Source organism: Chitinophaga oryzae, from assembly GCF_012516375.2.
Taxonomy (GTDB): Bacteria; Bacteroidota; Bacteroidia; order Chitinophagales; family Chitinophagaceae; genus Chitinophaga; species Chitinophaga oryzae.
Genome location: NZ_CP051204.2, coordinates 3,760,307 through 3,786,841, shown reverse-complemented (window position 1 = coordinate 3,786,841; position 26,535 = coordinate 3,760,307). Strand labels below are relative to the sequence as shown.

General features: G+C 51.9%; 16 protein-coding genes and 1 tRNA gene. 8 read left to right on the top strand and 9 right to left on the bottom strand.

Annotation, left to right across the window (positions count from 1 at the left end):
* Positions 1–58: 58 nt before the first annotated feature.
* Entirely contained in the window at positions 59–265 is a 207-nt protein-coding gene (locus tag HF324_RS15725) for a class I lanthipeptide (protein WP_168803383.1), read from the bottom strand.
* A gap of 40 nt (positions 266–305) precedes the next feature.
* Complete coding sequence (locus HF324_RS15720) at positions 306–524, bottom strand: class I lanthipeptide (RefSeq protein ID WP_168803382.1); 219 nt, start codon at positions 522–524, stop codon at positions 306–308.
* Between the two features lie 307 nt (positions 525–831).
* Here HF324_RS15720 and HF324_RS15715 point away from each other — a divergent pair, with 307 nt between their 5' ends.
* Positions 832–1,014: a class I lanthipeptide gene (locus HF324_RS15715; RefSeq protein ID WP_168860229.1), complete on the top strand. Its 183-nt coding sequence runs from the start codon at positions 832–834 to the stop codon at positions 1,012–1,014.
* A gap of 26 nt (positions 1,015–1,040) precedes the next feature.
* Here the strand turns inward: HF324_RS15715 and HF324_RS15710 are convergent, their stop codons facing one another.
* The 3 genes from HF324_RS15710 to HF324_RS15700 form a co-directional block, all read right to left on the bottom strand.
* Positions 1,041–1,793, bottom strand: a complete 753-nt coding sequence (locus tag HF324_RS15710; RefSeq protein WP_168860228.1) for an SDR family NAD(P)-dependent oxidoreductase — start codon at positions 1,791–1,793, stop codon at positions 1,041–1,043.
* Positions 1,794–1,801: 8 nt separating this feature from the next.
* Complete coding sequence (locus tag HF324_RS15705) at positions 1,802–3,001, bottom strand: beta-ketoacyl-[acyl-carrier-protein] synthase family protein (protein WP_168860227.1); 1,200 nt, start codon at positions 2,999–3,001, stop codon at positions 1,802–1,804.
* Positions 3,002–3,192: 191 nt separating this feature from the next.
* Positions 3,193–3,266: transfer RNA gene (locus HF324_RS15700), tRNA-Arg, on the bottom strand.
* Positions 3,267–3,388: 122 nt separating this feature from the next.
* On the opposite strand from HF324_RS15700, the gene HF324_RS15695 reads away from it, so the two are divergent.
* Positions 3,389–3,862 carry a 23S rRNA (pseudouridine(1915)-N(3))-methyltransferase RlmH gene (locus tag HF324_RS15695; protein ID WP_168803378.1) on the top strand — a complete coding sequence of 158 codons (474 nt, stop codon included), beginning with the start codon at positions 3,389–3,391 and terminating at the stop codon, positions 3,860–3,862.
* 29 nt (positions 3,863–3,891) lie between these two features.
* Positions 3,892–4,500: a rhomboid family intramembrane serine protease gene (locus tag HF324_RS15690; protein WP_168803377.1), complete on the top strand. Its 609-nt coding sequence runs from the start codon at positions 3,892–3,894 to the stop codon at positions 4,498–4,500.
* 56 nt (positions 4,501–4,556) lie between these two features.
* Here the strand turns inward: HF324_RS15690 and tilS are convergent, their stop codons facing one another.
* Together tilS and HF324_RS15680 are read right to left on the bottom strand one after the other, a co-directional pair.
* Positions 4,557–5,900: a tRNA lysidine(34) synthetase TilS gene (gene tilS / locus HF324_RS15685; protein WP_168803376.1), complete on the bottom strand. Its 1,344-nt coding sequence runs from the start codon at positions 5,898–5,900 to the stop codon at positions 4,557–4,559.
* A gap of 18 nt (positions 5,901–5,918) precedes the next feature.
* Positions 5,919–6,230 (bottom strand): hypothetical protein, encoded by a 312-nt coding sequence (locus tag HF324_RS15680; protein WP_078673345.1) that lies wholly within the window; start codon positions 6,228–6,230, stop codon positions 5,919–5,921.
* A 158-nt stretch (positions 6,231–6,388) separates the two neighbouring features.
* Between HF324_RS15680 and HF324_RS15675 the strand changes: the two genes are divergently transcribed.
* The 4 genes from HF324_RS15675 (at position 6,389) to ispE (ending at position 9,872) form a co-directional block, all read left to right on the top strand.
* Positions 6,389–7,129, top strand: a complete 741-nt coding sequence (locus tag HF324_RS15675; RefSeq protein ID WP_168860226.1) for an electron transfer flavoprotein subunit beta/FixA family protein — start codon at positions 6,389–6,391, stop codon at positions 7,127–7,129.
* 45 nt (positions 7,130–7,174) lie between these two features.
* Positions 7,175–8,146 (top strand): electron transfer flavoprotein subunit alpha/FixB family protein, encoded by a 972-nt coding sequence (locus HF324_RS15670; RefSeq protein ID WP_168803374.1) that lies wholly within the window; start codon positions 7,175–7,177, stop codon positions 8,144–8,146.
* Between the two features lie 241 nt (positions 8,147–8,387).
* Entirely contained in the window at positions 8,388–8,987 is a 600-nt protein-coding gene (locus HF324_RS15665; protein ID WP_168803373.1) for a bifunctional nuclease family protein, read from the top strand.
* Positions 8,988–9,062: 75 nt separating this feature from the next.
* Positions 9,063–9,872, top strand: a complete 810-nt coding sequence (ispE, locus tag HF324_RS15660) for a 4-(cytidine 5'-diphospho)-2-C-methyl-D-erythritol kinase (RefSeq protein ID WP_168860225.1) — start codon at positions 9,063–9,065, stop codon at positions 9,870–9,872.
* Positions 9,873–9,875: 3 nt separating this feature from the next.
* Here the strand turns inward: ispE and rplT are convergent, their stop codons facing one another.
* Together rplT and rpmI are read right to left on the bottom strand one after the other, a co-directional pair.
* Positions 9,876–10,220, bottom strand: coding sequence for a 50S ribosomal protein L20 (rplT, locus tag HF324_RS15655; protein WP_078673350.1), 345 nt, complete (start codon positions 10,218–10,220; stop codon positions 9,876–9,878).
* 48 nt (positions 10,221–10,268) lie between these two features.
* Positions 10,269–10,466 (bottom strand): 50S ribosomal protein L35, encoded by a 198-nt coding sequence (gene rpmI / locus HF324_RS15650; RefSeq protein WP_078673351.1) that lies wholly within the window; start codon positions 10,464–10,466, stop codon positions 10,269–10,271.
* A gap of 431 nt (positions 10,467–10,897) precedes the next feature.
* Here rpmI and HF324_RS15645 point away from each other — a divergent pair, with 431 nt between their 5' ends.
* Positions 10,898–26,458, top strand: a complete 15,561-nt coding sequence (locus HF324_RS15645; RefSeq protein ID WP_168860224.1) for a T9SS type B sorting domain-containing protein — start codon at positions 10,898–10,900, stop codon at positions 26,456–26,458.
* The last annotated feature ends 77 nt before the right edge of the window (positions 26,459–26,535 follow it).

Here is a 26,535-nt window from a genome sequence, read left to right as displayed (position 1 = left end):
TGTTGAGACACCCGCTTTAAGCTCACGCTACTGATCAGATTTCGCAGACATGCAGTTTTTATTTGCAGGCTGTTACCGGGCAGGAAACGTCCAGCGTCACGCAGTTAAGACAGGTGACAAAACAGGTGATGCAGGATTGAAAGCACGACCGGCGACAGGTGTTCTCCAATACCGTTGCTCCGCCCATTATTTTATCCTGGGACAACTGGCCGATGACTTCTTTGTTCAATGAAAGTTTGGGAAGGTTCAGTTTTTTCTTTTTCATAGTGTAAGATTTGGGTTAATCATTGAGGTTGTACTTCATATCAGGGGCATATCACCGTAGTGTTGCAGCCTGTCTCACAGGAATTCTGAAACTGGGAAATCTCAGTGCAAAAGCAACTGTCCAGGCAGGTTTGCAGACAAGTACGCAGACAGGTAAGCCGCGGAGAAGAGATACCGCCGGTTATCTTTTCCTGGGATAAATTACCGATTACTTCTTTGTTCAGGGTGAGTTTGGAAAGATTCACTTTTTTCTTTTTCATAACGAAGGGTTTTAGGTGAGATATTATCAACATACTGTTTGTCATACAGGTAAGAACACAGGTAATACCATAGGGCCGCGGAAAGCTTTCAGGTGAAATATAAATATCGCCTTTGTACCTGCAGGAGGTATGCAGTAGTCCCGCGCTTCCATACATTATTCTAAATATCTTTCTGTTTTTCGCAGCAGAAATATTTATCCCTGTCGCCGCTGCAACATTCCGTAATTATCCTGTGTACGCCTCCTTTCACACTGAAGGAAACCCGCAGCAACAGCTTTTACCTTAGCGGTTCATCAACTCATGCGTTATGAAAAAAGTAAAAGCCGGCTCCGTAAAAAAATTGTTGCTGGGAAAAATCAGTATCGCTGCTTTAAGCAATGAAAAGCAGGCAGGGATAGTTGGCGGCGCTACACTGCCGAGCGACTGTATGTGTGCCACGCAGGCTATCATCTGTAATACCAGGACCACCTGTCAGACTGCCAGATGTTAAACGGCCTTCCGGACATTGAACCTGATCTATTGCGCCGTGTAGCCACCGTCCACCGGGATAAACGCCCCTGTAACAAAGGATGCATAGTCCGAGGCTAACCACAATGCCAGCCCCGCAACTTCTTCGGGCAGTCCATACCGTTTCACCGGATAGACTTTCCGGAACTGCGCATATTTGTCCGGGCTCGTATAGGACCGCGCCATAGGCGTATCAATGGTGCCCGGTCCTATAGCGTTGATGCGGATACCATTTTCGGCGTACTCTAATGCAGCAGTTTTGGTGAGTCCCAGCAGGCCGTGTTTCGCTGCCGCATAGGCGCCCAGGTTTTTAAACCCTACCTGGGAAGCGATAGAGCCAATATTGATAATCACCCCGCTGTTATGAGGCAACATGCTGTTGATTTCGTAATGCATACAGTAAAACACGCCGTGCAGGTTAACATCCATAACATGCCTCCAATCATCAGCAGATAAACGGCCCACGGGTTTTGCAGGTCCCATAGTACCGGCGTTGTTACAGGCGATATCCAGTCGCCCGTAAAGACGAACGGTTTCTTTGATCAGCCTTTCGCAGTCTCTTTCGTTGCTTACATCTGTTTTTATAAATACGGCGTCCCCGCCCGCCGCAAGGATCTCACCGGCTACTACCCTCCCGTTGTCTTCATTCCTTGATGCCAGCACCACCGTAGCGCCTTCGCCGGCGTATAAAACAGCGATGGCCCTTCCGATTCCGCTGCTGGCGCCTGTTACAACGGCTACTTTTCCGGTAAGTAATGGCATAGAGATCATTATAAAGCAGTGAGACAAACATAACCTGAAAGCATTTTACTATAACCTTCGCCGACAGACGCCATCACCACTTTATCGTCCACCTCCTTTCCTTCAGCACGCAGCCTCAGGAATTCCCTGTTCACTATATCCAGCAACAGGAAGGAAGACACCCCCGCTAACGTGCCGATTTCCGCGCAGGTAGAGGGTATCATCTCATGAGGGATGCCCGCTCCGTCGGCGACCCTGATCAGTAAGCCGGGGTTGGACTCATGCAGGCATATCCGGAATATATGGTCGAGGCCTCCGCTCAGCTGAACGGCAGCTGCCAGCGCTTTTGTTATGCCCAGATAGTAGGTATCCGGTACTTCACGGGCGCGCACATGCATATAGGTGTCTGCGCGTTCCGCGCTGTAAACATATTTCAACCGCCAGTCTTCCAGCAACACGTTTTCCCGGAGGGCGGTCACTTCCCAGCCTGACGGCCCGCTGCATTCCGGAACATCATCGCCTGCCTGCTGATCGCTCACCAGGCAGGCAGCCACAGCTTCCCCGAAAATAGATGAGTAGATCCATTCGTTGATGTTTTCCCGTTTAGCTTTTCCCGGCGCCAATGTATGTGTATTAGAGATCATATTGTTCTCAGCGGTTATCAATATGTGCGCTCCCGGTACAATGTTTCCCTTTAATAAGGTTTCACTCAGGCGCAATGCAGTGAGGAGTGAAGTACAACCCTGCTGTATCACAATAGTGTTACAGGTCTGCGTAAGCCTGATGCCCGACTTTTCCCGCACGCGGAAGAGCGCATCTTCAATAAAGGGATGCATGATGCCTGTCAAGTGAATATGATGCGAAATATGCATTGTACCGTCAGGCGTGTGCTTTTGCTTCATCTGGTCAAGGCAGTCGTCTATGGCCACAGCCAGCATATCGTAGAGCACCCTGTTAAACTGGTGCTGGCTAAAGGCGAAGGCTTGTGCCGGTGTCCAGTCTGACCGGTGGTCCCACAATACCTTCATACATTCAATAGTGTCGCTGGTCAGCGCCACATGATGAATACCAATTTTTTCCCTGATAAATGCAGTATCAAAAATATCCAGCGCCTGCTCATCTGCGTTGCCAATGTGTTTAAGGATGGTATCAGTGGCGACCAGTGCGCCAAACGGTTTCCCGTTCCCGCGATATCCGGGCACTATGGAGGAAATGGTCTTGATTATCATAGGTTGTAAAGGTTAACATCTGCGTTTAATACGAAAATAAGTGACCGCGCTGAAATATGGCTGCCGGTCGCCTGTCGGCAACCTGGTAAAGAGATGCCGGATAACCGGGCAGAAAAAGCAATTGATCTTCGTTTTGTTTATTTCGGGGGGGAAATAAAAAAGGTCACTTCGATGAAGTGACCTTTTCTCTGTGACCGCGTCAGGATTCAAACCTGAAACCTTCTGATCCGTAGTCAGATGCTCTATTCAGTTGAGCTACGCAGCCATTTGTGTGATGGGATTGCAAAGGTATGCCTTTTTTCGAAAATACCAAATTCTTCCTATTTTTTTTCTGCAATTTTCTGATTTACACTTACTTTTACAACTGTTGTTTAATGATTATTACAAGTGAAAATTCAACTCTGGAGCATCGGAAAGGAGCATGACCCCTACATTCGGGAGGGCATGGCCGTCTTCCAAAAAAGGTTACAGCATTACGTGGATTTTGAGGTGAAGCTGATCCCTACGGTCAAACAGGCCGCCAGTTTATCGGTACCTGAACTGAAAAAGCAGGAGGCTAAAATCATCCTCGACCTGTTGCAACCGACCGACTATCTGCTGGCGCTGGATGAACGCGGGAAAATGATGACGACCGTACAGTTTTCAGAATTCCTGCAGCAGCGCACCAATGCCGGCACGCGGCAACTGATCATCCTGATAGGCGGCGCCTTCGGCATCGACCAGTCCGTGCTGCAACGGTCGCAGCTGCAGCTGTCCCTGTCGCCGCTCACCTTTCCGCATCAGCTGGTGCGGCTCATTTTTACCGAACAACTGTATCGTGCCTATACGGTATTAAACAGGGAAAAATATCATCATCAATAGTTACATTTATAGTCTAACATTCTGAGCTTATGTCCGTCAGTATTATTATTATCATTGTTACCTGCCTGATTTCCTACACCGCATTGAACAATTATGACCAGCTGGATAAGCTGACGATGCAACCATACATGGTAAAAAACCGTAACGAGTATTACCGGTTTATTACCTCCGGGTTCGTACATGCCGATTATACGCACCTGATTTTCAATATGCTGACCCTCTTTTTCTTTGGGCCTTATGTGGAAGATGTTTTCAGGGCTTTGTTTGGCTTTAAGCTGATGTATCCGTTGTATTATTTGTTGGGCATTATCGTATCCGATATTCCTTCTTTTCTCAAACACCGCAACAACTCCTACTATGCTTCGCTGGGCGCTTCAGGAGCTATTTCCGCGGTGCTTTTCACCTTTATCATGGTAGAGCCGTGGGCGCAGATCGGCGTATTCTTTTTCATTAAGATGCCGGCTGTTCTTTACGGGGTGCTGTTCCTGGCCCTTTCCGCATACCTTTCCAGGAAAGGGGGCGGCAACATCAACCATGACGCGCACTTCTGGGGAGCTGTTTTCGGCCTTGTGTTTCCGCTGATTTTCCACCCGGAGCTGGGCGCCCGCTTCATAGACCTCCTGCTGCACCGGCCGTAATGATATTTCAGTTGCGGGAAATGATCTCCCGCGCCATAGAATTAAAAACCCGGGCGCTAGTCCCGGGTTTTTAATTCTATGGCAATGATGTTTTCCGTTCCTGTGGTGATCTTGACGCGATCGTCGATACGCATGCCTACCACCCAGATGATTCTTTTGGCAGACTCTATCACCCACACTTTTTCCTTGTCAGGCAGCGACAGTTTCTGATCTATCAGGAAGCGGCTGATCTTTTTCTTTTTAGGCATTCCGAGCGGATAAAAATAATCCCCCTGTTTCCATTTACGCAAAATCAGCGGGAAGCTTACTTTGGCAGCGTCCAGCCAGGCTGTTTCCGGCGCCGTAGGAATGCTTGCCTGTCCCCGCTCCTGCTGACGGACGTGCAGTTGTCCGTTATCGTAGGTGACGTGGGCGGGAGTGCCGTCCAGCACATGAATGGAAGCATCCGTTTGTGCTACCGGCGTAATGAGCAACCAGCTGCGGTTGCGGATGATGCGGTGCGTGGACGTTTCCACATACCGTCCGGATTCACTGTGGAGCAGTTGCAGCACCTGTTGCAGTTGCGCTACAGAACAACCGAAGTCTTTCAGCAGTTCCCAGGCTACCGTCTGCAGCGGTACTGTCTTTAGCAGCTTCAGCACAGGGATCATAAAGGTGTTGTCTTTCTGAAAAAGCAGGCGCTTACGGTGACGCGCTACGGATTCCTGGTAAAGTATTTCCGCCTCGCGCATCCGCTGGATGGAATTGTCCATGTTCTTCACCGCAGCGGGATACACTTCCTGCATACGGGGAATAACCTGGTGGCGGAAAAAATTACGTGTATACTTATCCGTTATATTGGAACTGTCTTCCACAAAATCGATGCGGTGCAGGGCGGCATAAGCAATCAGGATGTCTTTATCGGCAAACAGCAGCGGGCGGATAATCCGTTCCTGTTTGGGCAGGATACCGTGCAGGCCGGCAATACCGGTGCCCTTGCAGAAATTCATGAGTGCGGTTTCCACGCTGTCCTGCATATGGTGGGCCGTGGCGATGTAACTGTAGCCTTCCCGTTGGCGGACCTCCTCCAGCCACTGGTAGCGCAGGTCCCGGGCGGCGACCTGTATGCTGACGTTATGTCTTGCAGTGTAAGCGTTGGTATCAAAACGGGTGGTGTACAGGGGAAGGTCCAGGGCAGCAGCCAGTTGCTGCACAAACTGCTCGTCGCGCACCGACTCTTCTCCCCTCAGCTGGAAGTTACAATGGGCCATACCCGCTTGCAGTCCCGCCTGCCTGAACAGATGGGCCATCACTACGGAGTCTACCCCGCCGCTTACCGCCAGCAGGATGCGCTGGGCGGGGTCAAACAAACGTTGCCCGGCGATGTGGGCCAAAAAATTAGTCAGTAAATGTTGCGGCATGGATGTGTGTTGAATGAATTAATAGACCAGCTCTTCGTAGGCCGACTGCAGTTCGTTATAGGTATGCCTTTCGTTGGCAGCTTTGGCCATCGCCATCCCTTTTTCGTATACCGCAATGGCGGCTTCCTTCTCCTCCTGCCTTTCCAGCAGTTTACCAAGGTGGTAGTAAGAGCCGGTGTATCCCGGTTCATATGCCAGCAGTTCTTCAAACAGCTGCCGGGCCGCAGTGTCATTGTTTAATTTAATATATTCCAGTGCCAGGGCGTGTTTGAGGAAACTGTCATTCGGGCTTGTTTCCAGCATTTGTTTGATCTGTGCGATTCTGTCCATGTCTTTGCTGTGCTTTTTACCGGTATCAACAAATTATAATTTTCATTCATACTTCTGTTGTTTATACTGATTAAAATCATAATATAGCCTTGCGGTTGGCTTACATAAATAAGATATATTTGCTCTTACCGCATTTTTAAACCAAACAGTTTAAGGCCATGAAGATTTTAGTTTGTATCAGTAAAACTCCGGACACGACTGCAAAAATAGCTTTCACGGACAATAACACGAAATTCAATGAGGCTGGTGTCCAGTTTATTATTAACCCCTATGATGAATGGTACGCACTGGTAAGAGCGCTGGAGCTGAAGGAAACGATTGGTGCCGATGTTCATCTGATCACCGTAGGCGGAGCTGACTGCGATGCTATCATCCGGAAAGCGCTGGCACTGGGCGGTGACGAGGCGTTCCGTATCAATGCTGACAGTGCGGACAGTTATTACATCGCTGCACAGATTGCGGCACATGCAAAAGAAAAACAATATGACATTATATTCACCGGTAAAGAGACCATCGACTATAACGGTTCCGGTATAGGCGGTATGGTAGCCGAACTGCTGGACCTGCCCTACGTGTCTATCGCAGCTAAGTTTGAGCTGAACGGCACGGTGGCTACTATCAACCGGGAGATCGAAGGCGGCGAAGAGATCTGTGAAGTATCCCTGCCGGTAGTCGTTTCCTGTCAGAAAGGAATGGCAGAAGCCCGTATCCCGAATATGCGCGGTATTATGGCGGCACGTACCAAGCCGTTGGCCGTAGTAGAGCCTGTTGCCACCGATACGCTGACCAGCGTGGTGAGCTTTGAGCTGCCGCCGGCCAAAGCGGGCGTGAAGCTGATCAACCCCGACAATGTAGGGGAACTGGTAAAATTGCTGCATGAAGAAGCCAAAGTGATCTAACCAGGGCAGCGGGTATCTATTGTTTCATTTCTAATTAACGTATTCATGTCTATTTTAATATTTGCCGATCAGGCACACGGAAAAATCAAGAAAGCAGCACTGGAAGCAGTTCAATACGGATCAAAGGTAGCCGCCCAGCTGGGCACCACCGCTACGGCGCTGGTACTCGGTCCTGCGGACAACGCGGAACTGGCCGCCCTGGGCAACTATGGCGCTGCCAAAGTGTTGCATGTGGCCGATGCGCGGCTGCAGGAAGTGGAGAGCACCGTTTATACTAAAATCATTGCGGAAGCAGCCGATAAAGAAGGCGCAGCCGTGATCGTATTCCCGCACAACTTCGATGGCAAAGCGGTAGCACCCCGTGTGGCTGCCCGCCTGAAAGCCGGCCTGGTGGCTGGCGCCGTATCCTACCCGGACACAGCCAACGGCTTTGTGGTGAAAAAAACCGTATTCTCCGGTAAGGCTTTCGCCAACGTAAATATCACCTCCGAACGCAAAGTGATCGCACTGACGCCCAACACCTTCCCTGCCGTGGCCGGCTCCGGCACTGCTGCTGTGGAAGCTTTCGCGCCTGCCATCAATGATGCGGATTTTAAAGTAAAAGTCATTAAAACGGAAACCGTCAGCGGCGATATTCCGCTCACAGAAGCTGAGATCATCGTCAGCGGCGGCCGGGGCCTGAAAGGACCCGAAAACTGGGGTATCCTGGAAGACCTTGCCAAAGCGCTGGGTGCAGCCACGGCCAGCTCCCGCCCGGTAGCCGACGCCGGCTGGCGCCCGCATCATGAACACGTGGGCCAGACCGGTTTGACCGTACGCCCGAACCTGTACGTAGCGATCGGTATTTCCGGCGCCATACAGCACCTGGCAGGTGTGAACGGCAGCAAGGTGATCGTGGTGATCAACAAAGACCCTGAGGCACCTTTTTTCAAGGCCGCAGATTATGGCATAGTTGGTGATGCATTTGAAGTGGTACCGAAACTGACAGCCGCAGTCAAAGAATTCAAAGGTCAATAAATCAATTACGAATTACGAATTACGAATTACGAAACAGGAGCTGTTTCGTTGAAGGTTCGTAAATAACCGCCCGGCAAAAGGCTCTTTTGTTAAGCGGTTCATAAATGAATGTTCAACATAAAGATTCTCAACTCGTAATTCGTAATTCGTAATTCGTAATTGATTAAGATTTTTTTTAGATAAGGAATATTTTTCTAACTTCACGGTCTTACAAAATATTCAGCGACAACGCAAGACAGATATGAGAAAAATAGAACTGGAAATAGTTGCTTTATCGCACAGCATTACGCAGACTCATTCATATGCCGTGGTATTGGGAGAGGTAAATGGGTTACGCCGTTTACCCATCGTGATCGGGGGCTTTGAGGCGCAAGCGATCGCCGTAGCGTTAGAAAAAATGCAACCCAGCCGCCCCCTCACACATGACCTGATGAAAAACTTCATGACCGCTTTTAACATAGAGCTCCATGAGGTGGTCATCAGTAATCTCCAGGAGGGCATCTTTTACTCCAAACTTATCTGTTCCAGCAACGACGAAACCATTGAGATAGACTCCCGCACTTCCGATGCCCTTGCATTGGCCGTTCGTTTCGGTTGTCCGATCTACACTTTCGAAAATATCCTCAACAGCGCCGGTATCCTGCTGGATGATCCGGCAGGTAAAAAAAGCGCCAAGCCTGTTACGCCCACGATTTCCGAACACGAGAGAGGCGCCGAGGACGATCTCAAGGCCTTGAGCCTGGACGAGCTTACACAACTCCTACAGGAAGTGCTGGAACAGGAAGATTATATCCGCGCCATCGCTATTCGCGATGAAATCAACAGCAGAAAAAGTAAATAATTGTTTTTCAGAAAGGACAGCTGCTGCCGGTAGGAATCCCCTGCCGCTGCGGTTTTGCTGTGTAATGCCATAACCATGATCGTCTTTCCCAACTGTAAAATAAACCTGGGCCTTCATATCATCGGCAAGCGGTCAGACGGCTTCCATGACCTGGAGACCGTTTTCTTTCCCCTGCCCGTGACAGATGCGCTGGAAGTAATTGCCCCCGGCAGCCTGCAGTTCACCAGCAGCGGCATTCCCGTCCCCGGCGATGCGGCGGACAACCTGTGCCTCCGGGCTTTTCACCTGTTGCAACAGGACTTTCCCCAATTACAGCCGGTCAACATCCACCTGCATAAACATATTCCTATTGGCGCCGGCCTTGGTGGCGGCTCCGCTGATGCTGCCTTTATGCTGCAGTTGCTCAATAAGAAATTTCAGCTGGAACTCACGCAGGCGCAGCTGATCAACTATGCAGCTGTGCTGGGCAGCGATTGCCCTTTCTTTATACTGAATCAGCCTTGTTACGCTACCGGCCGCGGAGAGATCATGGAACCGCTGTCACTGGACCTTTCGGGCTACTCTTTTTTACTGGTGCACCCGGGCATTCATGTCAATACCGGTTGGGCTTTCCGTCAAATCACGCCACAGGCGCCGGCCCGGGCGTTAAAAGAAATGATACAGTCGCCGGTGACCGCCTGGCGGCAGGTCATCAGCAACGATTTTGAAGCGCCGGTATTTGCAGCGCATCCGGAACTGGCAGCGATAAAAGCGGCGATGTATGAAGGCGGGGCGGTATATGCCACGATGAGCGGCAGCGGGTCGGCCGTGGTGGGCCTCTTCCCTAAAAATAAAATAGCTGACATCCGGTGGGATGCCAGCTACCTGGTATTTAAAGTTAATTAGCGCTTACTTTACGGAAGCAACCAGTGCTTTAAAGGTTTCTGGTTCGTTCATGGCCAGGTCAGCAAGCACCTTTCTGTTCAGATCGATGTTCTTACCAGCTAATTTGTTCATGAACACAGAGTAGGTCAGACCTTCTGCTCTTACCGCAGCGTTGATACGGGCGATCCACAGCTGACGATAGTTTCTTTTCTTTAATTTACGACCTACGTAGCTATAGGTGAGTCCTTTCTCGAGGACGTTCTTCGCTACGGTGTAAACATTTTTCCTTTTACCGTAAAAGCCTTTGGCTTGCTTTAAGATCCTTTTTCTCCGGGCTCTTGAAGCTACGGCGTTAACTGAACGAGGCATTGTCTTTGTTTTTTCTCAGGTTATAAAATTCGATTGTTTGGACGGATACTAGCGGAGGCCGAGCATTCTCTTAACCAGGTTAAGATTCGCTTCGTGAACCAGTGTACTTCCTCTCAGGCTACGTTTTCTTTTAGTAGCTTTCTTAGTCAGTAAGTGGCTTTTGAAGGCTTTAAACCGCTTAATCTGTCCGTTCCCGCCAACCTTGAAGGTCTTCTTGGCCCGGGAATGTGTTCTTACTTTGGGCATCTTACATCAAATTTGGTCTGCAAAGGTAGGGAAATAACTTCATAAAACACAGCACCAGATAAATAAATCCCAATAGCCGCCGGATGTGGATAACTTTTTCAATGCTTTTTTAACCTCCTTTAACCGATTGAGAATCAATTTTCGTTAACCCTCCCCTTCTTCCTATCTAGTGTGTATTTCATATTATGAAAATCATTACTTTTTTTATTTCTCTATATTATTTTTAATTTTAATTTTAAAATAGTCGCATATTTTAGCCATATAACGTTTAAACACCTGACGCCTATGAAAACATTCTACACCTTCCCTCACCCGGACCGGAACCGGTTTTCCGGGTCCACACACCCTTGTAAGCGGTTGGAAAACAACAGTTACTGAACAGGCGAAAGCCCTCAGAACTGATACTTTTTTCACTTAACTGTTTTACACCTATGAAACGACTTTTAACCTTTTTACTACTGTTAACGGGTTTTGTGCTACCGTCTGCAAAGACGATGGCACAAAGGGCGTTTATCAACGCACCCGACAGTATCTGCGCAGGTAGTTTTGCCACCCTGAACGGCCTGTTGTGGAACTCCGACTTTACGGTAGATCACATGGACTGGAGCGTCTCTCCTGCCCTGGCCGCCGATGAGTACGAGTTCCTCTTCACCGAAAACGGGCTGCCATCGGCCGCCGACAAATGGGTAGGCCGGACACCCGGCTCCTATGCAGGCGTCACAGCGATGACCATCCGGCTTAACAAGGTAGGCGAGTATACCTTTACCGTTAAGATCTATGAAAAGAACGGCAGCAGAACAGCTACCATCTCCAGAAAGATCAAAGTAAAGGACTGTACCATTACCCAGTGCGCCGGAACCATCAGTACCATGGCCGGCTTCAAAGAAGACTTCGGCATTTTTAACGCCGGAGACCGGCCCCGCAAAAACCGGGTCATCGACTCCCTCTATACTAACCTGGGAGCTGCTTCTACCTATAGGTTCCCTACCAATATTACCAGTCTTAACATTGCAGACAATGAATACGTAGAATATTACCATACACAGGCAAAACCGGAATGGGTAAAAGCCTACGATCGTACCGGCAACGGCGATAATGTTAACACATTCGGTGGCATGCTGGTGATCAACTCAGCGATCGAAAAAAAATCCTTCTATCAACGAACAATTAAAAACCTATGCCCGGGTTCCATCTATAACTTCTCCGCCTGGTTCATGAACGTGAACGGCATGGAAGTATTTGATCAGACCTGCGCCCGCGCGTCCGATACCAAACCGGACGGTTATCACTATGCGGGTGTGACATTTATCCTTACCGACCCTACCACCGGCGCTGTTTTGCAAAGGTTCAATACGAATGACGTATCCATGAACCTCAGAAAACCTGAATGGCAACAATATGGCGGCAGTTTCAAAATACCGCCTAACTTAACATCGGTAAAACTCACCATTCTCAACAATAACTTCGGTGGTTGCGGTAACGACATCGCTATTGACGATATCCAGTTTACCTATTGCAGCCCCGATCTTTTCGCGTATGTAGACGGTCTGAAAGATGAAAAAAGAATAAAAGACCAGATCTGCGGTGGCGCTCCGTTAAGCCTCACAGCCTACCTGGAGCCCATTACTTATTTCCAGGACCCGGTATACCAATGGCAGATCAGTACCGATGGCGTTACCTACACCGATATGGTGGACGGTCCCATGAACGCCGGTACTGTAACCGGCAGTAAAACACCCATCCTGAACTTCACCGCCGGCGCCCTGAAGGGAGATCCATCCGTCGCCAAACTCTATTATTTCAGGGTAGGCATCACTGAAAAAGACAACGTCAAACTCGGGAACTGCGCCGCTCCTTCCCGACCGGTAGAAATCACCATCTTACCACAACCACAGATTTCGGTTACCGGTAATGAAATATGTAACGGCCAGAACGCCCACCTGGAAGTAACCGGCGGCTACACCTCTTATACATGGAAGGTAAACCCGCTCGTTACCGGCACCACGCTGGACGTCAGCCCGAACGTTACCACCACCTATGAAGTGGTGGGTGAAAAATCCTACGGGGATAATAAAGTCTGCCGCGATAGTAACCGCGCAGAAATTCTCGTTTATCAGAAACCCATCGTTAATGTTAAACTGCTGACGCCTCCGAGCATCTGCGAAGGAGAAATCGCCAAGCTGGAGATCCAGCCGGAAAACAGCGTGTATGATATTACCTGGGATTACAATGGCACCGTGATAGCCGGCGCCAAAGGCACGTCTATCACCCACACTCCCACCAAAGTCACCAATCCCGCGGCTGTACCGCCCGCGAAAAATATCTATACCGTTACGGTGACCAACGGTAAGTGTATCATATCGGACCAGGCGGAAGTCATTGTGAACTCAATGCCTAAACCCAATGCCGGCACCGATATTAAACTGTGTAACACCACCTCCTTCACACTCGCCGGCAGCCAGCCATTGGCCGACCAGACCGGTATGTGGAGCTTCAAGGGCGGTATCAACGAAGGCGCAACGCTGAACAATCCTACCAGTTACAACGCCACTGTCACGAACCTGGCAGCCGGTAAATCAGTAACCCTGGTATGGACCATCACCAATAAAAACCTGTCTAAATGCGCGGCCAGCGACGAAGTGGTGCTGATCAACATGCCCCTCCCCGTTTCTGCTGCCACCATAGACATCACGCAGTGCGCCAACAAAGTGTTTAACATTTCCGGAACAGCACCTGCTGCCTGGGAAACCGGTCAATGGAGCGGAACCGGCGTTACTTTCGGTGACCCGAATTCACCGTTGACCACCGCTACACTGACAGGCACTGCTACCACACAGGACATCACTGTTACCTGGACACTTCGCAACGGCAAATGTGCGGACGGCCTGTCAAAGGTCAACCTGCACCTGCGCCCCGCTCCGGCAGTAACCGTTACAGTCCCTGCTGTTTGCCAGACTGCCAAACAGTTTACCATTAATTTCTCTGCGCTGAGCGGCACTGTTACCAAATACACCGTAAAACAGGGCATCGGCACACCGCTGGCTGCCTTCACGAATGTAACCGGCACCTGGCCCGCTACCGGCAGTGCGATTAGTGTAAACCTGCCAGCGAACACTCCTGCGGGTACCTATGATTTTATCCTGACCATCCAGGACGGTAACAACCAGGGATGTACCTACGACGCTCCTTTTAAATTAAGGGTAGACGCCCAGCCGGATGCCACCATCAGCGGCCCGACAGATATCTGTCTGGGCACCAGCGTTACGCTGAGCGTTGCAGCTTCCAACAGCGGCTATACCAAATTATGGACCATCGATGGTGTCACCCAGACAGGCAGCACCCAAAGCATTACCCACACGCCCACATCAGCCGGTACACATAACTACAGTGTCAAAGTAACCAACCTGACCTGTTCCGATACCAAAACACTGGCGGTGGAAGTAAGGGCCGTGCCGGTAGCCGATCCGGGTACAGCCAGCCCTCAATGTAATGTGGGCAACTTTACCATGAACGCTCCTGCCCTGCCTGTTGATCAGGAAGGTGTGTGGACTATCAGCGGCTCCGCCAACGGCGCTGTTATTACCGACCCGACCAATCCGAAAACAACAGTCACCGGATTACAGGCCGGAAAATCAGTTGTACTGACCTGGACAGTTAATAATAAATATAATAAGACTTGTAAGGCCAGCTCCAACATCACCTTAACGAATACCGAACCGCTTACCGTCAGCAAAGCTGGTGTTGATATCACCCAATGCGGTAACAATCAGTTCAAGCTCAGCGCCAACGCGCCGAAACCTACTGAAACAGGTACATGGTCCGGCACCGGCGTGACCTTCAGCAACCCTAACGATCCTGCAGCTGTCGCTACGCTGACCTCTACCAGCACACCGCAGACCGTTACCGTTACCTGGACCATCAGCAACGGCGTATGTACCAACAGTACTTCTTCCGTGAAGCTGACACTGAATGCCGCACCGACCGTAACGGTAGCAACTGTACCTGCTGTATGTAACGCCGATGCGTTCTTCAACCTGGTACTGTCCAACCCGACCGGTATCATTACCAAATATTCCATCAAACCAGCGGCTACCAACGCGCTGCCTTCCTTCACGCCAATCGTGGATGCTGCGTGGACAGGCGCCGGCACCATCAAGGTGAACTACCCTGCCGCTACCCCGGCCGGCACTTACAATTTTGTGCTGACCATCCAGGATGGCACCAACGCCGGTTGCGCCGCCAACTATCCGTTCTCCGTCACCATCGACGCCAAACCAACGGTAAATGTTGTAGCCAGCCCGACAGAGATCTGCGAAGGTGAAACCACCACCCTCAGCATCGCTGCCGGCAATGCCGGCTACACCATCCGCTGGACGCTGAATGGTACTGCCATCGCAGGTACCGATAACAAAACAACCTTTACCCACACGCCAACAGGCACCGGCAATAAAGTATATGCCGTATCCGTGAAAAACGGTGCTTGTACCGTTACTGATGATGCTACCGTAATTGTGAGGTCCATGCCGACTGCTGATGCAGGCAAGCCTGAAATCAAACAGTGCGACACCAAAGACTTCACCGTAACCGGTAACCAGCCTGCTGCCGACCAGAAAGGTGTGTGGAGCTTCGTAGGCGCCAACCTCGGAGCACAGATCACCAATCCGAACAATTACACCACTACCGTAACAGGCGTACCTGCCGGTAGCTCCGTAACACTGCAGTGGACGGTGACCAACAACTTCAAGGCTTCCTGCGTAGCTTCCGATCAGATCACCCTGACCAATACACTGGCGCTCACTGTCAGCAAAGCCGGTATTGATATCACCCAGTGCGGTAACAATCAGTTCAAGCTCAGCGCCAACGCGCCGAAACCTACTGAAACAGGTACATGGTCCGGCACCGGCGTGACCTTCAGCAACCCTAACGATCCTGCAGCTGTCGCTACGCTGACCTCTACCAGCACACCGCAGACCGTTACCGTTACCTGGACCATCAGCAACGGCGTATGTACCAACAGTACTTCTTCCGTGAAGCTGACACTGAATGCCGCACCGACCGTAACGGTAGCAACTGTACCTGCTGTATGTAACGCCGATGCGTTCTTCAACCTGGTACTGTCCAACCCAACCGGTATCATTACCAAATATTCCATCAAACCAGCGGCTACCAACGCGCTGCCTTCCTTCACGCCAATCGTGGACGCTGCGTGGACAGGCGCCGGCACCATTAAGGTGAACTACCCTGCCGCTACCCCGGCCGGCACTTACAATTTTGTGCTGACCATCCAGGACGGCACCAACGCCGGTTGCGTAGCCAACTATCCGTTCTCCGTCACCATCGACGCCAAACCAACGGTAAATGTTGTAGCCAGCCCGACAGAGATCTGCGAAGGTGAAACCACCACCCTCAGCATCGCCGCCGGCAATGCCGGTTACACCATCCGCTGGACACTAAACAACGCTCCTATCGCCGGTACCGACAACAAAACAACCTTTACCCACACGCCAACAGGCACCGGTAATAAAGTATATGCGGTATCCGTGAAAAACGGCGCTTGTACCGTTACTGATGATGCTACCGTAATTGTGAGGTCCATGCCGACTGCAGATGCAGGTAACCCTGAAATCAAACAGTGCGACACCAAAGACTTCACCGTAACCGGCAACAAGCCGGCCGCTGACCAGAAAGGTGTGTGGAGCTTCGTAGGCGCCAACCTGGGAGCACAGATCACCAATCCGAACAATTACACCACTACCGTAACAGGCGTACCTGCCGGTAGCTCCGTAACACTGCAGTGGACGGTGACCAACACCTTCAAGGCTTCCTGCGTAGCTTCCGATCAGATCACCCTGACCAATACACTGGCGCTCACTGTCAGCAAAGCCGGTATTGATATCACCCAATGCGGTAACAATCAGTTCAAGCTCAGCGCCAATGCGCCGAAACCTACAGAAACAGGTACCTGGTCCGGCACCGGCGTGACCTTCAGCAACCCTAACGATCCTGCAGCTGTCGCTACGCTGACCTCCGCCAGCGCACCGCAGACCGTTACCGTTACCTGGACCATCAGCAACGGCGGCGTATGTACCAACAGCTCCTCCAGCATCAAGCTGACACTCAATGCCGCACCGACTGTGGCTGTAGCAACGGTACCTACCGTATGTAGCGCTGATGCGTTCTTCAACCTGGTACTGTCCAACCCGACAGGCAACATCACCAAATACTCCATCAAACCAGCGGCTACCAATGCGCTGCCGTCCTTCACGCCAATCGTGGATGCTCCATGGACCGGCGCAGGTACTATCAAGGTAAACTATCCGGCCACTACTCCGGGCGGTACATACGACTTTGTACTGACCGTTCAGGACGACAACAACGCAGGTTGTGTGTTTACCAGGACCTTCTCCGTGAAGATCGACCAAAACCCGGCCGTGAAGATCACTGCACTGCCTTATGTAGTATGTGAAGGTACCGCTGCCACACTCAGCATCGATAACAGCAACGCCGGCTACACGATCCGCTGGACACTGAATGGCACTCCTATCCCGGAAGGCGACAACAAAGTGTCTATCGTTCACACACCTACTAAAATTGGTGACAACGTATATGCGGTAACCGTGACCAACGGTGTTTGTACCGCTACCGACAACGTGACCATCAAGGTGAGGTCCATGCCGAACGCCAATATCGACAGGCATGAGATCAAACAATGTAACAACCCTGATTTCTCTGTTGAAGGCAGAGAGCCTCTGGGTGATCAGAAAGGGATGTGGAGCTTTGCCAGCGCCGACCTGGGTGCGAAAATCACCGATCCTACCAACTACAAAACAACTGTTACCGGCGTACCGGTTGGCCAGTCCGTAACACTGAGATGGACGGTGTCCAACATCTATCACGCCGCCTGCGTTGCTTCTGCTTACGTAGTACTCACCAATGTGGAAGCACTGACAGAAAGCAATGCCGGTACCGATATTACCCAGTGCGGTGACAACAAGTTCCAGCTCAATGCCAATGCGCCGAAACCTACTGAAACAGGTACATGGTCCGGCACAGGCGTAACTTTCAGCAACCCTAACGATCCGAAAGCGATCGCTACGCTGAACACCAGTACGCCACAAACCGTTACCGTTACCTGGACCATCAGCAACGGCGTATGTACCAATAGTACATCCAGCATTAAGCTGATCCTCAATGCCGCACCGACAGTAGCTGTCGCTGCTATCCCTGCGGTATGTAACGCCGACGGCGCTTTCAACCTCGTGTTGTCTAACCCGACTGGCGCTATTACCCTCTATTCCGTGAAAGCTGTCACTCCTAATAAGATGGCCGGCTTCACAGATATCATCAACCAGAAATGGAACGGCGCCGGTACTTATAAAGTAACCTACCCCGCCGCCACTCCTGCCGGCACTTATAACTTCGTGCTGACAATCCAGGATGGCGCCAACGCCGGTTGTGTTACCAATTATCCGTTCACCGTCACCGTAGACGCTAAACCAACCGTAGACGTAGTCGCTACTCCGGCTGAGATCTGTAAAGGTGAAACCACCACCCTCAGCATCGGAAGCAGCAACGCTGGCAACACCATCCGCTGGACACTCGACGGTGTTGCTATCCCTGCCGCCAACGATAAAGTATCGTTCACACAAACACCCGGTAAAATCGGCAACAACGTATATGCTGTAACCGTTACCAACGGCGCTTGTACCGTTACCGACAATGTAACCGTGGTGGTGCGGTCTATGCCGACTGCTGATGCAGGTGTTCCTGAAATCAAACAGTGCGACACCAAAGACTTCACCGTGACCGGTAACCAGCCACTGGCCGACCAGAAAGGCGTATGGAGCTTTGTGGGCAACAGCCTCGGTGCACAGATCACCAATCCGAACAATTACACCACTACCGTTACAGGCGTGCCTGCAGGTAGCTCCGTGACATTGCTCTGGACTGTGACCAATAACTTCAAGGCTTCCTGTACCGCTTCCGATCAGATTATCCTGACCAACACACTGGCGCTCACTGTCAGCAAAGCCGGTACCGATATTACCCAATGCGGTGACAACAAGTTCCAGCTCAATGCCAATACACCGAAACCTACTGAAAAAGGTACATGGTCCGGCACCGGCGTGACCTTCAGCAACCCTAACGATCCGAAAGCGATCGCTACGCTGAACACCAGCACGCCACAAACCGTTACCGTTACCTGGACCATCAGCAACGGCGTATGTACCAATAGCACTTCCAGCATTAAGCTGATCCTCAATGCCGCACCGACGGTAGCTGTCGCTGCTATCCCTGCGGTATGTAACGCCGACGGCGCTTTCAACCTCGTGTTGTCTAACCCGACTGGCGCTATTACCCTCTATTCTGTGAAAGCTGTCACCCCTAATAAGATGGCCGGCTTCACAGATATCATCAACCAGAAATGGAACGGCGCCGGTACCTATAAAGTAACCTACCCCGCTGCCACTCCTGCCGGCACTTATAACTTCGTGCTGACAATCCAGGATGGCGCCAACGCCGGTTGTGTTACCAATTATCCGTTCACCGTCACCGTAGACGCTAAACCAACCGTAGATGTAGTCGCTACTCCGGCTGAGATCTGTAAAGGTGAAACCACCACCCTCAGCATCGGCAGCAGCAACGCTGGCTATACCATCCGCTGGACACTCGACGGTGTTGCTATCCCTGCCGCCAACGATAAAGTATCGTTCACACAGACACCCGGTAAAATCGGCAACAACGTATATGCTGTAACCGTTACCAACGGCGCTTGTACCGTTACCGACAATGTAACCGTGGTGGTGCGGTCTATGCCGGCTGCTGATGCAGGTGTTCCTGAAATCAAACAGTGCGACACCAAAGACTTCACCGTGACCGGTAACCAGCCACTGGCCGACCAGAAAGGCGTATGGAGCTTTGTGGGCAACAGCCTCGGTGCACAGATCACCAATCCGAACAATTACACCACTACCGTTACAGGCGTGCCTGCAGGTAGCTCCGTGACATTGCTCTGGACTGTGACCAATAACTTCAAGGCTTCCTGTACCGCTTCCGATCAGATTATCCTGACCAACACACTGGCGCTCACTGTCAGCAAAGCCGGTACCGATATTACCCAATGCGGTGACAACAAGTTCCAGCTCAATGCCAATACACCGAAACCTACTGAAAAAGGTACATGGTCCGGCACCGGCGTGACCTTCAGCAACCCTAACGATCCGAAAGCGATCGCTACGCTGAACACCAGCACGCCACAAACCGTTACCGTTACCTGGACCATCAGCAACGGCGTATGTACCAATAGCACTTCCAGCATTAAGCTGATCCTCAATGCCGCACCGACGGTAGCTGTCGCTGCTATCCCTGCGGTATGTAACGCCGACGGCGCTTTCAACCTCGTGTTGTCTAACCCGACTGGCGCTATTACCCTCTATTCTGTGAAAGCTGTCACCCCTAATAAGATGGCCGGCTTCACAGATATCATCAACCAGAAATGGAACGGCGCCGGTACTTATAAAGTAACCTACCCCGCCGCCACTCCTGCCGGCACTTATAACTTCGTGCTGACAATCCAGGATGGCGCCAACGCCGGTTGTGTTACCAATTATCCGTTCACCGTCACCGTAGACGCTAAACCAACCGTAGATGTAGTCGCTACTCCGGCTGAGATCTGTAAAGGTGAAACCACCACCCTCAGCATCGGCAGCAGCAACGCTGGCTACACCATCCGCTGGACGCTCGACGGTATTGCTATTCCCGGCACAGACAACAAAGTATCTTTCTCCCACACACCGATCAAAATTGGGGATAACGTGTACGCTGTGTCCGTGAAAAACGGCGCTTGTACCGTCACCGATAACGTGATCGTGCAAGTGAGATCTATGCCAACCGCCGACGCAGGTGTTGCTGAAATCAAACAATGTAACAACAGCAGCTTCACCGTTACCGGCAATCAGCCACTGGCCGACCAGAAAGGTGTATGGAGCTTTGTGGGCAACAGCCTTGGGGCAAAAATCACCACTCCGAACAATTACACCACTACCATTACAGGCGTGCCTGCAGGTAGCTCCGTGACATTGCTCTGGACCGTTACCAATAACTTCAAAGCTTCCTGTACCGCTTCTGATCAGATTATCCTGACCAATACAGAAGCACTCACAGAAAGCAAAGCTGGTTTTGATATTACCCAGTGCGGTGACAACAAGTTCCAGCTCAATGCCAATACACCGAAACCTACTGAAACAGGTACATGGTCCGGCACAGGCGTAACCTTCAGCAACCCTAACGATCCGAAAGCGATCGCTACGCTGAACACCAGCACGCCACAAACCGTTACCGTTACCTGGACCATCAGCAACGGCGTATGTACCAATAGCACTTCCAGCATTAAGCTGATCCTCAATGCAGCACCGACGGTAGGTGTAGCTGCCGTAACTCCTGTGTGCAACACAGACGGCTCTTTCAACATGGTAGTGTCTAACCCGACAGGCATCATCACCCTCTATTCTGTGAAAGCCACCACACCTAATAAAATGGCCGGCTTTACAGATATCATCAACCAGAAATGGAATGGCGCAGGCACTTACAAAGTGACCTTCCCCACCTCCGCTCCTGCCGGTACTTACGACTTCGTGCTGACTGTCCAGGATGGAACCAACGCTGGTTGTACGAGAGATGTACACTTCACCGTGAAAATCATGAAGCCTTCCACACCGGCCACCGGCCTGACTGTGAATGCCGCTGAAATCTGCGACAAAGGCGACGTGGTACTCACTATCCAGGGCGGCAGCCTGGGCACAGATGAAAACGGCGCTACCAACGCCACCTGGAAATGGTATATCAACGGTTGCCCCGGAACTACCGGCAGCACCGCGGTAACACCAGACGTCATCAGTGCCGACGGCAGGACCGCCACCTTTAAAAATGTATCTAAAACCACTACCTGGTTCGTACGCGCTGAAAGCACAGGCCCTTGCGGTAACGCCGCCACCTGCGCTTCCGCTAAAGTAACCGTGTACGAGCTCCCTGCCAAAGCCGATGCAGGACAAAACAAATCGTTCTGTAACGTTAAAACGGACCTGAAGCTGGAAGGTAACGATCCGAAAGCTGCCGGCGCTACCGGTAAATGGACGACCAACAACCCGAAAGCCATCATCCGCAACCCGGACCAGCCGGTAACCGGCGTATACCTGCCGGTGGGAGAAACCGCCACCTTTACCTGGACGATCACCAACGGCGTGTGCGCAGTAACCAGCGACGATGTGGTGCTGACCAACTACGAAACACCTGTTGTGGCCAATGCCGGTGAAGACCAGGAACAATGCGACAACGAAAACTTCACCCTGAACGGTAACGCACCTACGCAGTTTGGCGCCGCCGGCAAATGGACTGCCTCTACTATGACCGGCGTGACCATTGCCGACCCTGCCAATGCTAAAACCAGGGTGACCGTGAAAGCCGGTACGACCGTTACCTTCACCTGGACCATCACCAACGGTACCTGCGCCGCTACTTCAGACAACGTAGTCATCACCAACTACGCCGTGGCAGCAGCCGCCAATGCCGGTCCTGACCAGGAAGCGTGCAACCAGGCCAGCGACTTCATGATGAAAGCCAACGTACCCAGCGTTCCGACCGCAACCGGAAAATGGAAAGACGTTAGCCGTATACCAGGAAGAGCGGTGATTAAACAACCTACCAACCCGCTGACCGCTGTCACCGTTCCTGTGGGTGATACCGTCGTACTGGAATGGACCATCACCAACGGTGCATGTAAAGCCACCTCCAGCAGGGTAACCATTATCAACTACAAAGCAGCAGCTGTTGCCAATGCCGGCCCTGACCAGGAAAAATGTAACACCACCGGCGACTTTGTGATGGACGCCAACCAACCTGGCGCCTCCAGCGCCACCGGTACCTGGACAGACATCAGCCGCGTGCCTGGCAGAGCCACTATTTATGAGCCTAACAATCCGGCCACGAAAGTGAAAGTACCTGTTGGCGATACCGTTGTTCTCAAATGGACCATCACCAACGGCAAATGCGCCAGCACTTCCAGCCAGGTGACCCTGATCAACTATGCGAAAGCACTCGACGCCAACGCCGGTCCTGACCAGGAAGCCTGTAACCAGCTGACCGACTTCACCCTTGCCGCCGATAAACCAAGCGTGTCCAGCGCGACAGGCTTCTGGTCTATCATCAAAGGCACTGCCGTGATCCGGTCTATCAACAGCCCTGTCTCCAAAGTGAAGGTGAACCCGGGCGATACCGTTACTCTGCGCTGGACCATCACCAACGGTGTATGTAGCTCCACCTGGGACGATGTCACCCTGATCAACTACCTGACACCGGTAGCCGCCAATGCTGGCCCTAACCAGGAACATTGCGACAACGCTACCTTTAATATGAACGCCAGCGATCCGGGCGTACCAGGTGCTAAAGGTGTATGGGTAGTTACCAGCAACAATGCGGCCCTGATCACCATCAGCAACGCTACCGACAGGAAAGCAACGATTACCGTGCCCGCCGGTGAAACAGCACAGCTGACATGGGTGGTAAGCAACGGTAAATGTGCCGCTACCAGCTCCAGCGTAACGCTGATCAACCGCAAACCGATTCTGGGCAACAGCATCCAGGCCGACCAGACCGTATGTACCACTGAAACGCCAACGGCTATACGTGGCAACGTACTCTCCGGTGGTAACGGTACCTACACCTATGTATGGCAGCAAAGCACTGCCGGTGCAGCCGGACCGTTCACCAACATCCCCGGCGCCACCACCGATACCTATCAGCCAGGCCTGCTGACCGCAGATATCTGGTACAGAAGAATAGTAGCTTCCGGTGCATGTATCAATAACATCAGCAACGTAGTGAAAATCACAGTGGTCAACAAAGCGCCGATCGTAGTGTCACAACCGGCGGCCATCACCACCGAATGCGTACAGGGTAAAGACTACACTACCCTCTTCGGTAAACCGGTATTCAGCCACGCGCCTTATGATGACGTGTCCCTGAATGTGACCTATAATGACGTAACCACCGTCACTTCACCATGTCTCACTACCATCACCCGTACATGGACCGCTACCGACAGATGCGGCCTGTTCGTCACCGCTTCCCAGACGATCACCGTGGTAGATACCAAAGCACCGGTGTTCACCACCCCTGCTCCAGCCAACATCACTGTTGACTGTGACAAGGTGCCTGCCAGAGTAGATCTGATCGCGAAAGACGACTGCGCCGGCGACATCACCATTCCGGTGGTGGAAGTGCGGAAAGATATACCGGGCGCCTGCGGCAACAACTATCAGCTGATCCGCACCTGGACAGCCAAAGATGCCTGCAACACCGGTGTAACACTGACACAGATCATCACCGTGAAAGACATGACCGCTCCTGTCTTCACGCTGCAGCCACCTGCTGACACCACCGTGAACTGCGACAAAGTACCGGCGGGCATCAACCTGACCGCTACCGACAACTGTACTCCGGGTATCATCACCGTTACCTCCAGAGACTCCATTGTCCGCAAATCCGGTATATGTGCCAGCAACTATACCATCTACCGCAAATGGACAGCGCTGGATGAATGTGGCAACGGCAAAACCGTACAGCAGATACTCCGCGTACAGGATACCACCAGACCGGTATTCTCTCTGCCAACGCCGAAAGACACACTGGTAGACTGCGATAAAGTACCCGCATGGCCGGTGATTACCGCTACCGACAACTGTTCCGGTAACATCCAGGTATTCACCAGCTCCAAAACACAGAAAATACCAGGCGCTTGTGCCGGCAATTATCTGGAAATCCGTACCTGGACAGCCACAGACGATTGCGGTAACAAAGCCACCATGCAGCAGACCATCCGCGTACAGGATACCACCAAACCGGTATTCACCGTAGTACCTCCAGGAGACACCACGGTGAACTGCGACGCCATCCCGGCCCCTGCTACCAATGTAACCGCTACAGACAACTGCAGCACCACCGGCAACGGTCTGACAGTGACCCGTCAAACCATCACCGAAACCATTCCTGGCGCCTGCGGCAACAACTACCGCATCATCAGGACCTGGACTGCAAAAGATGCATGCGGCAACATCGCTACCATGAAACAGATCGTTACCGTACAGGACACCACCAGACCAGTGATCATGCCTGCTCCGGCAGACGTGACCGTATACTGCCAGGACCCGATCCCGGCGCCGGTGACACTGACCGCCACAGACAACTGTGATCCTTCCTTCCCGAAAAAAGCGGTGTACAGCGAAGATCCGTTTGTGAAAGACATCTGTAAAGGCTATACCATCGTAAGAAGATGGAGCATCACAGACGCCTGCGGCAACAAAGCCAACGATGTGATCCAACGCATCATTATCCAACCTTGTCCGAAACCGCAGCTCAGCGCTACCCTGCCGGCCAACTGCTCCGATAACCCGAGAGTAGCCCTGCAACCGGTAGGTGACGTGAACCTGCCCACCTTTACCCTTGTGGCGGTAACACCTGCCAACGCTGTAACAGGCCTGCCATTAACACAACGCAGCAACCAGTTCAACCTGAACGGCGCTACTTCAGCCTCCTTCATCATGACAGATGGTAAAACAGGCTGCTCTTCCGATACCATGACTTACCAGCTGAACTACATTCAGAAACCGGTAGTCAACCTCGGACAGGACACCACCATCTGCGGCGGCAACAGCCTCGTACTGGATGCAGGCGCTTCCAACTTCGCCTACACCATCAAATGGTCTACCGGCGAAACCACACAGCGGATCAAGATCACACAGGCCGGCATCTACTGGGTGAACATCAGCAACGGCCAGTGCGAAACCAGCGACACCATTAAAGTAGGGCTCATCCCCACTCCGCTGGTAAGCATCCCGGACACTACCATCTGCCGTGGTCAGTCCGTGAAACTGGATGCCTATGTGGACGGCGCTACCTATCTCTGGAGCACTGGTGCCACTACCGCCTCTATCCTCGTCAGCACACAGGAACAATTCTGGGTGAAAGTGATGAAGAGCGCTTGTATCACCATCGACACCGTGAAAGTAAGCGTGAATCCTCCACCGGATATTACCCTGAGCCGCGACACAGCCATCTGCCCTGATCAGTCTATCATGCTCACCGTTAATTCCAACGGCGGCCGCATCAGATGGCAGACAGGCGAAACCAGCAACTCCATTATCGTCAACAAACCGGGCGGTTACTGGGTGGCTGTCAGCAGAGACAACTGCGTGGTAAGAGATACCGTTAACGTAAGAATGAAACCGGGCATACAGGTAGACCTCGGCCCGGACAGGAACATCTGCCCTGATGGCACCGTTACTTTCAACGGCACCAATACAGACGCAATATCCTACCTCTGGAACGATGGCGACACCAACCCGATCAAACAGGTAAGCCAGGCCGGCAAATACAAACTGGCCGTGATGGACAGGTTCTGCCAGAGAGTATACCTCGACAGCGTGAACGTTAACATCACCGGTGTACCGAAAATCAACCTGGGCAATGATACCGTGATGTGTATAGGCGAAACCCTGACACTCCGCGCTGAGGGCAACGGCATCACCAGCGTACGCTGGGATAACGGCAGCACCTCGCCCACCCTGCAGGTTACCAACGGTGGCACTTACACAGTGACCGTGTTCAATGATTGCGGCAGCGCAACAGACGACATCCGGGTCAACTTCACCCAGTGCGAACCGAAACCGCAGTTCCCGAACGCCTTCTCACCAAACGGCGACGGACGGAACGATGTGTTCAGACCAATTGTACGCGGACCTATGTTCGACTACGAACTGCGGATCTTCAACCGTTGGGGCGAACTGATCTTCATCTCCTCCGATAGTCACAAAGGATGGGACGGTAAGTTCAAGGGCAGCCCGGTAGATATCGGCACCTACGTATGGTGGCTCACCTACAAGAAAGTAGCCGGCGGCGCTTCCAATGTTATCAAAGGCGAAGTGACCGTGGTTAGATAAAAGTGAGAAACGAATACTCCTGTTGCAGAAAGCATAAAGCCTCCGGGCTTTATGCTTTCTGCTTTTTCAGCACTCCC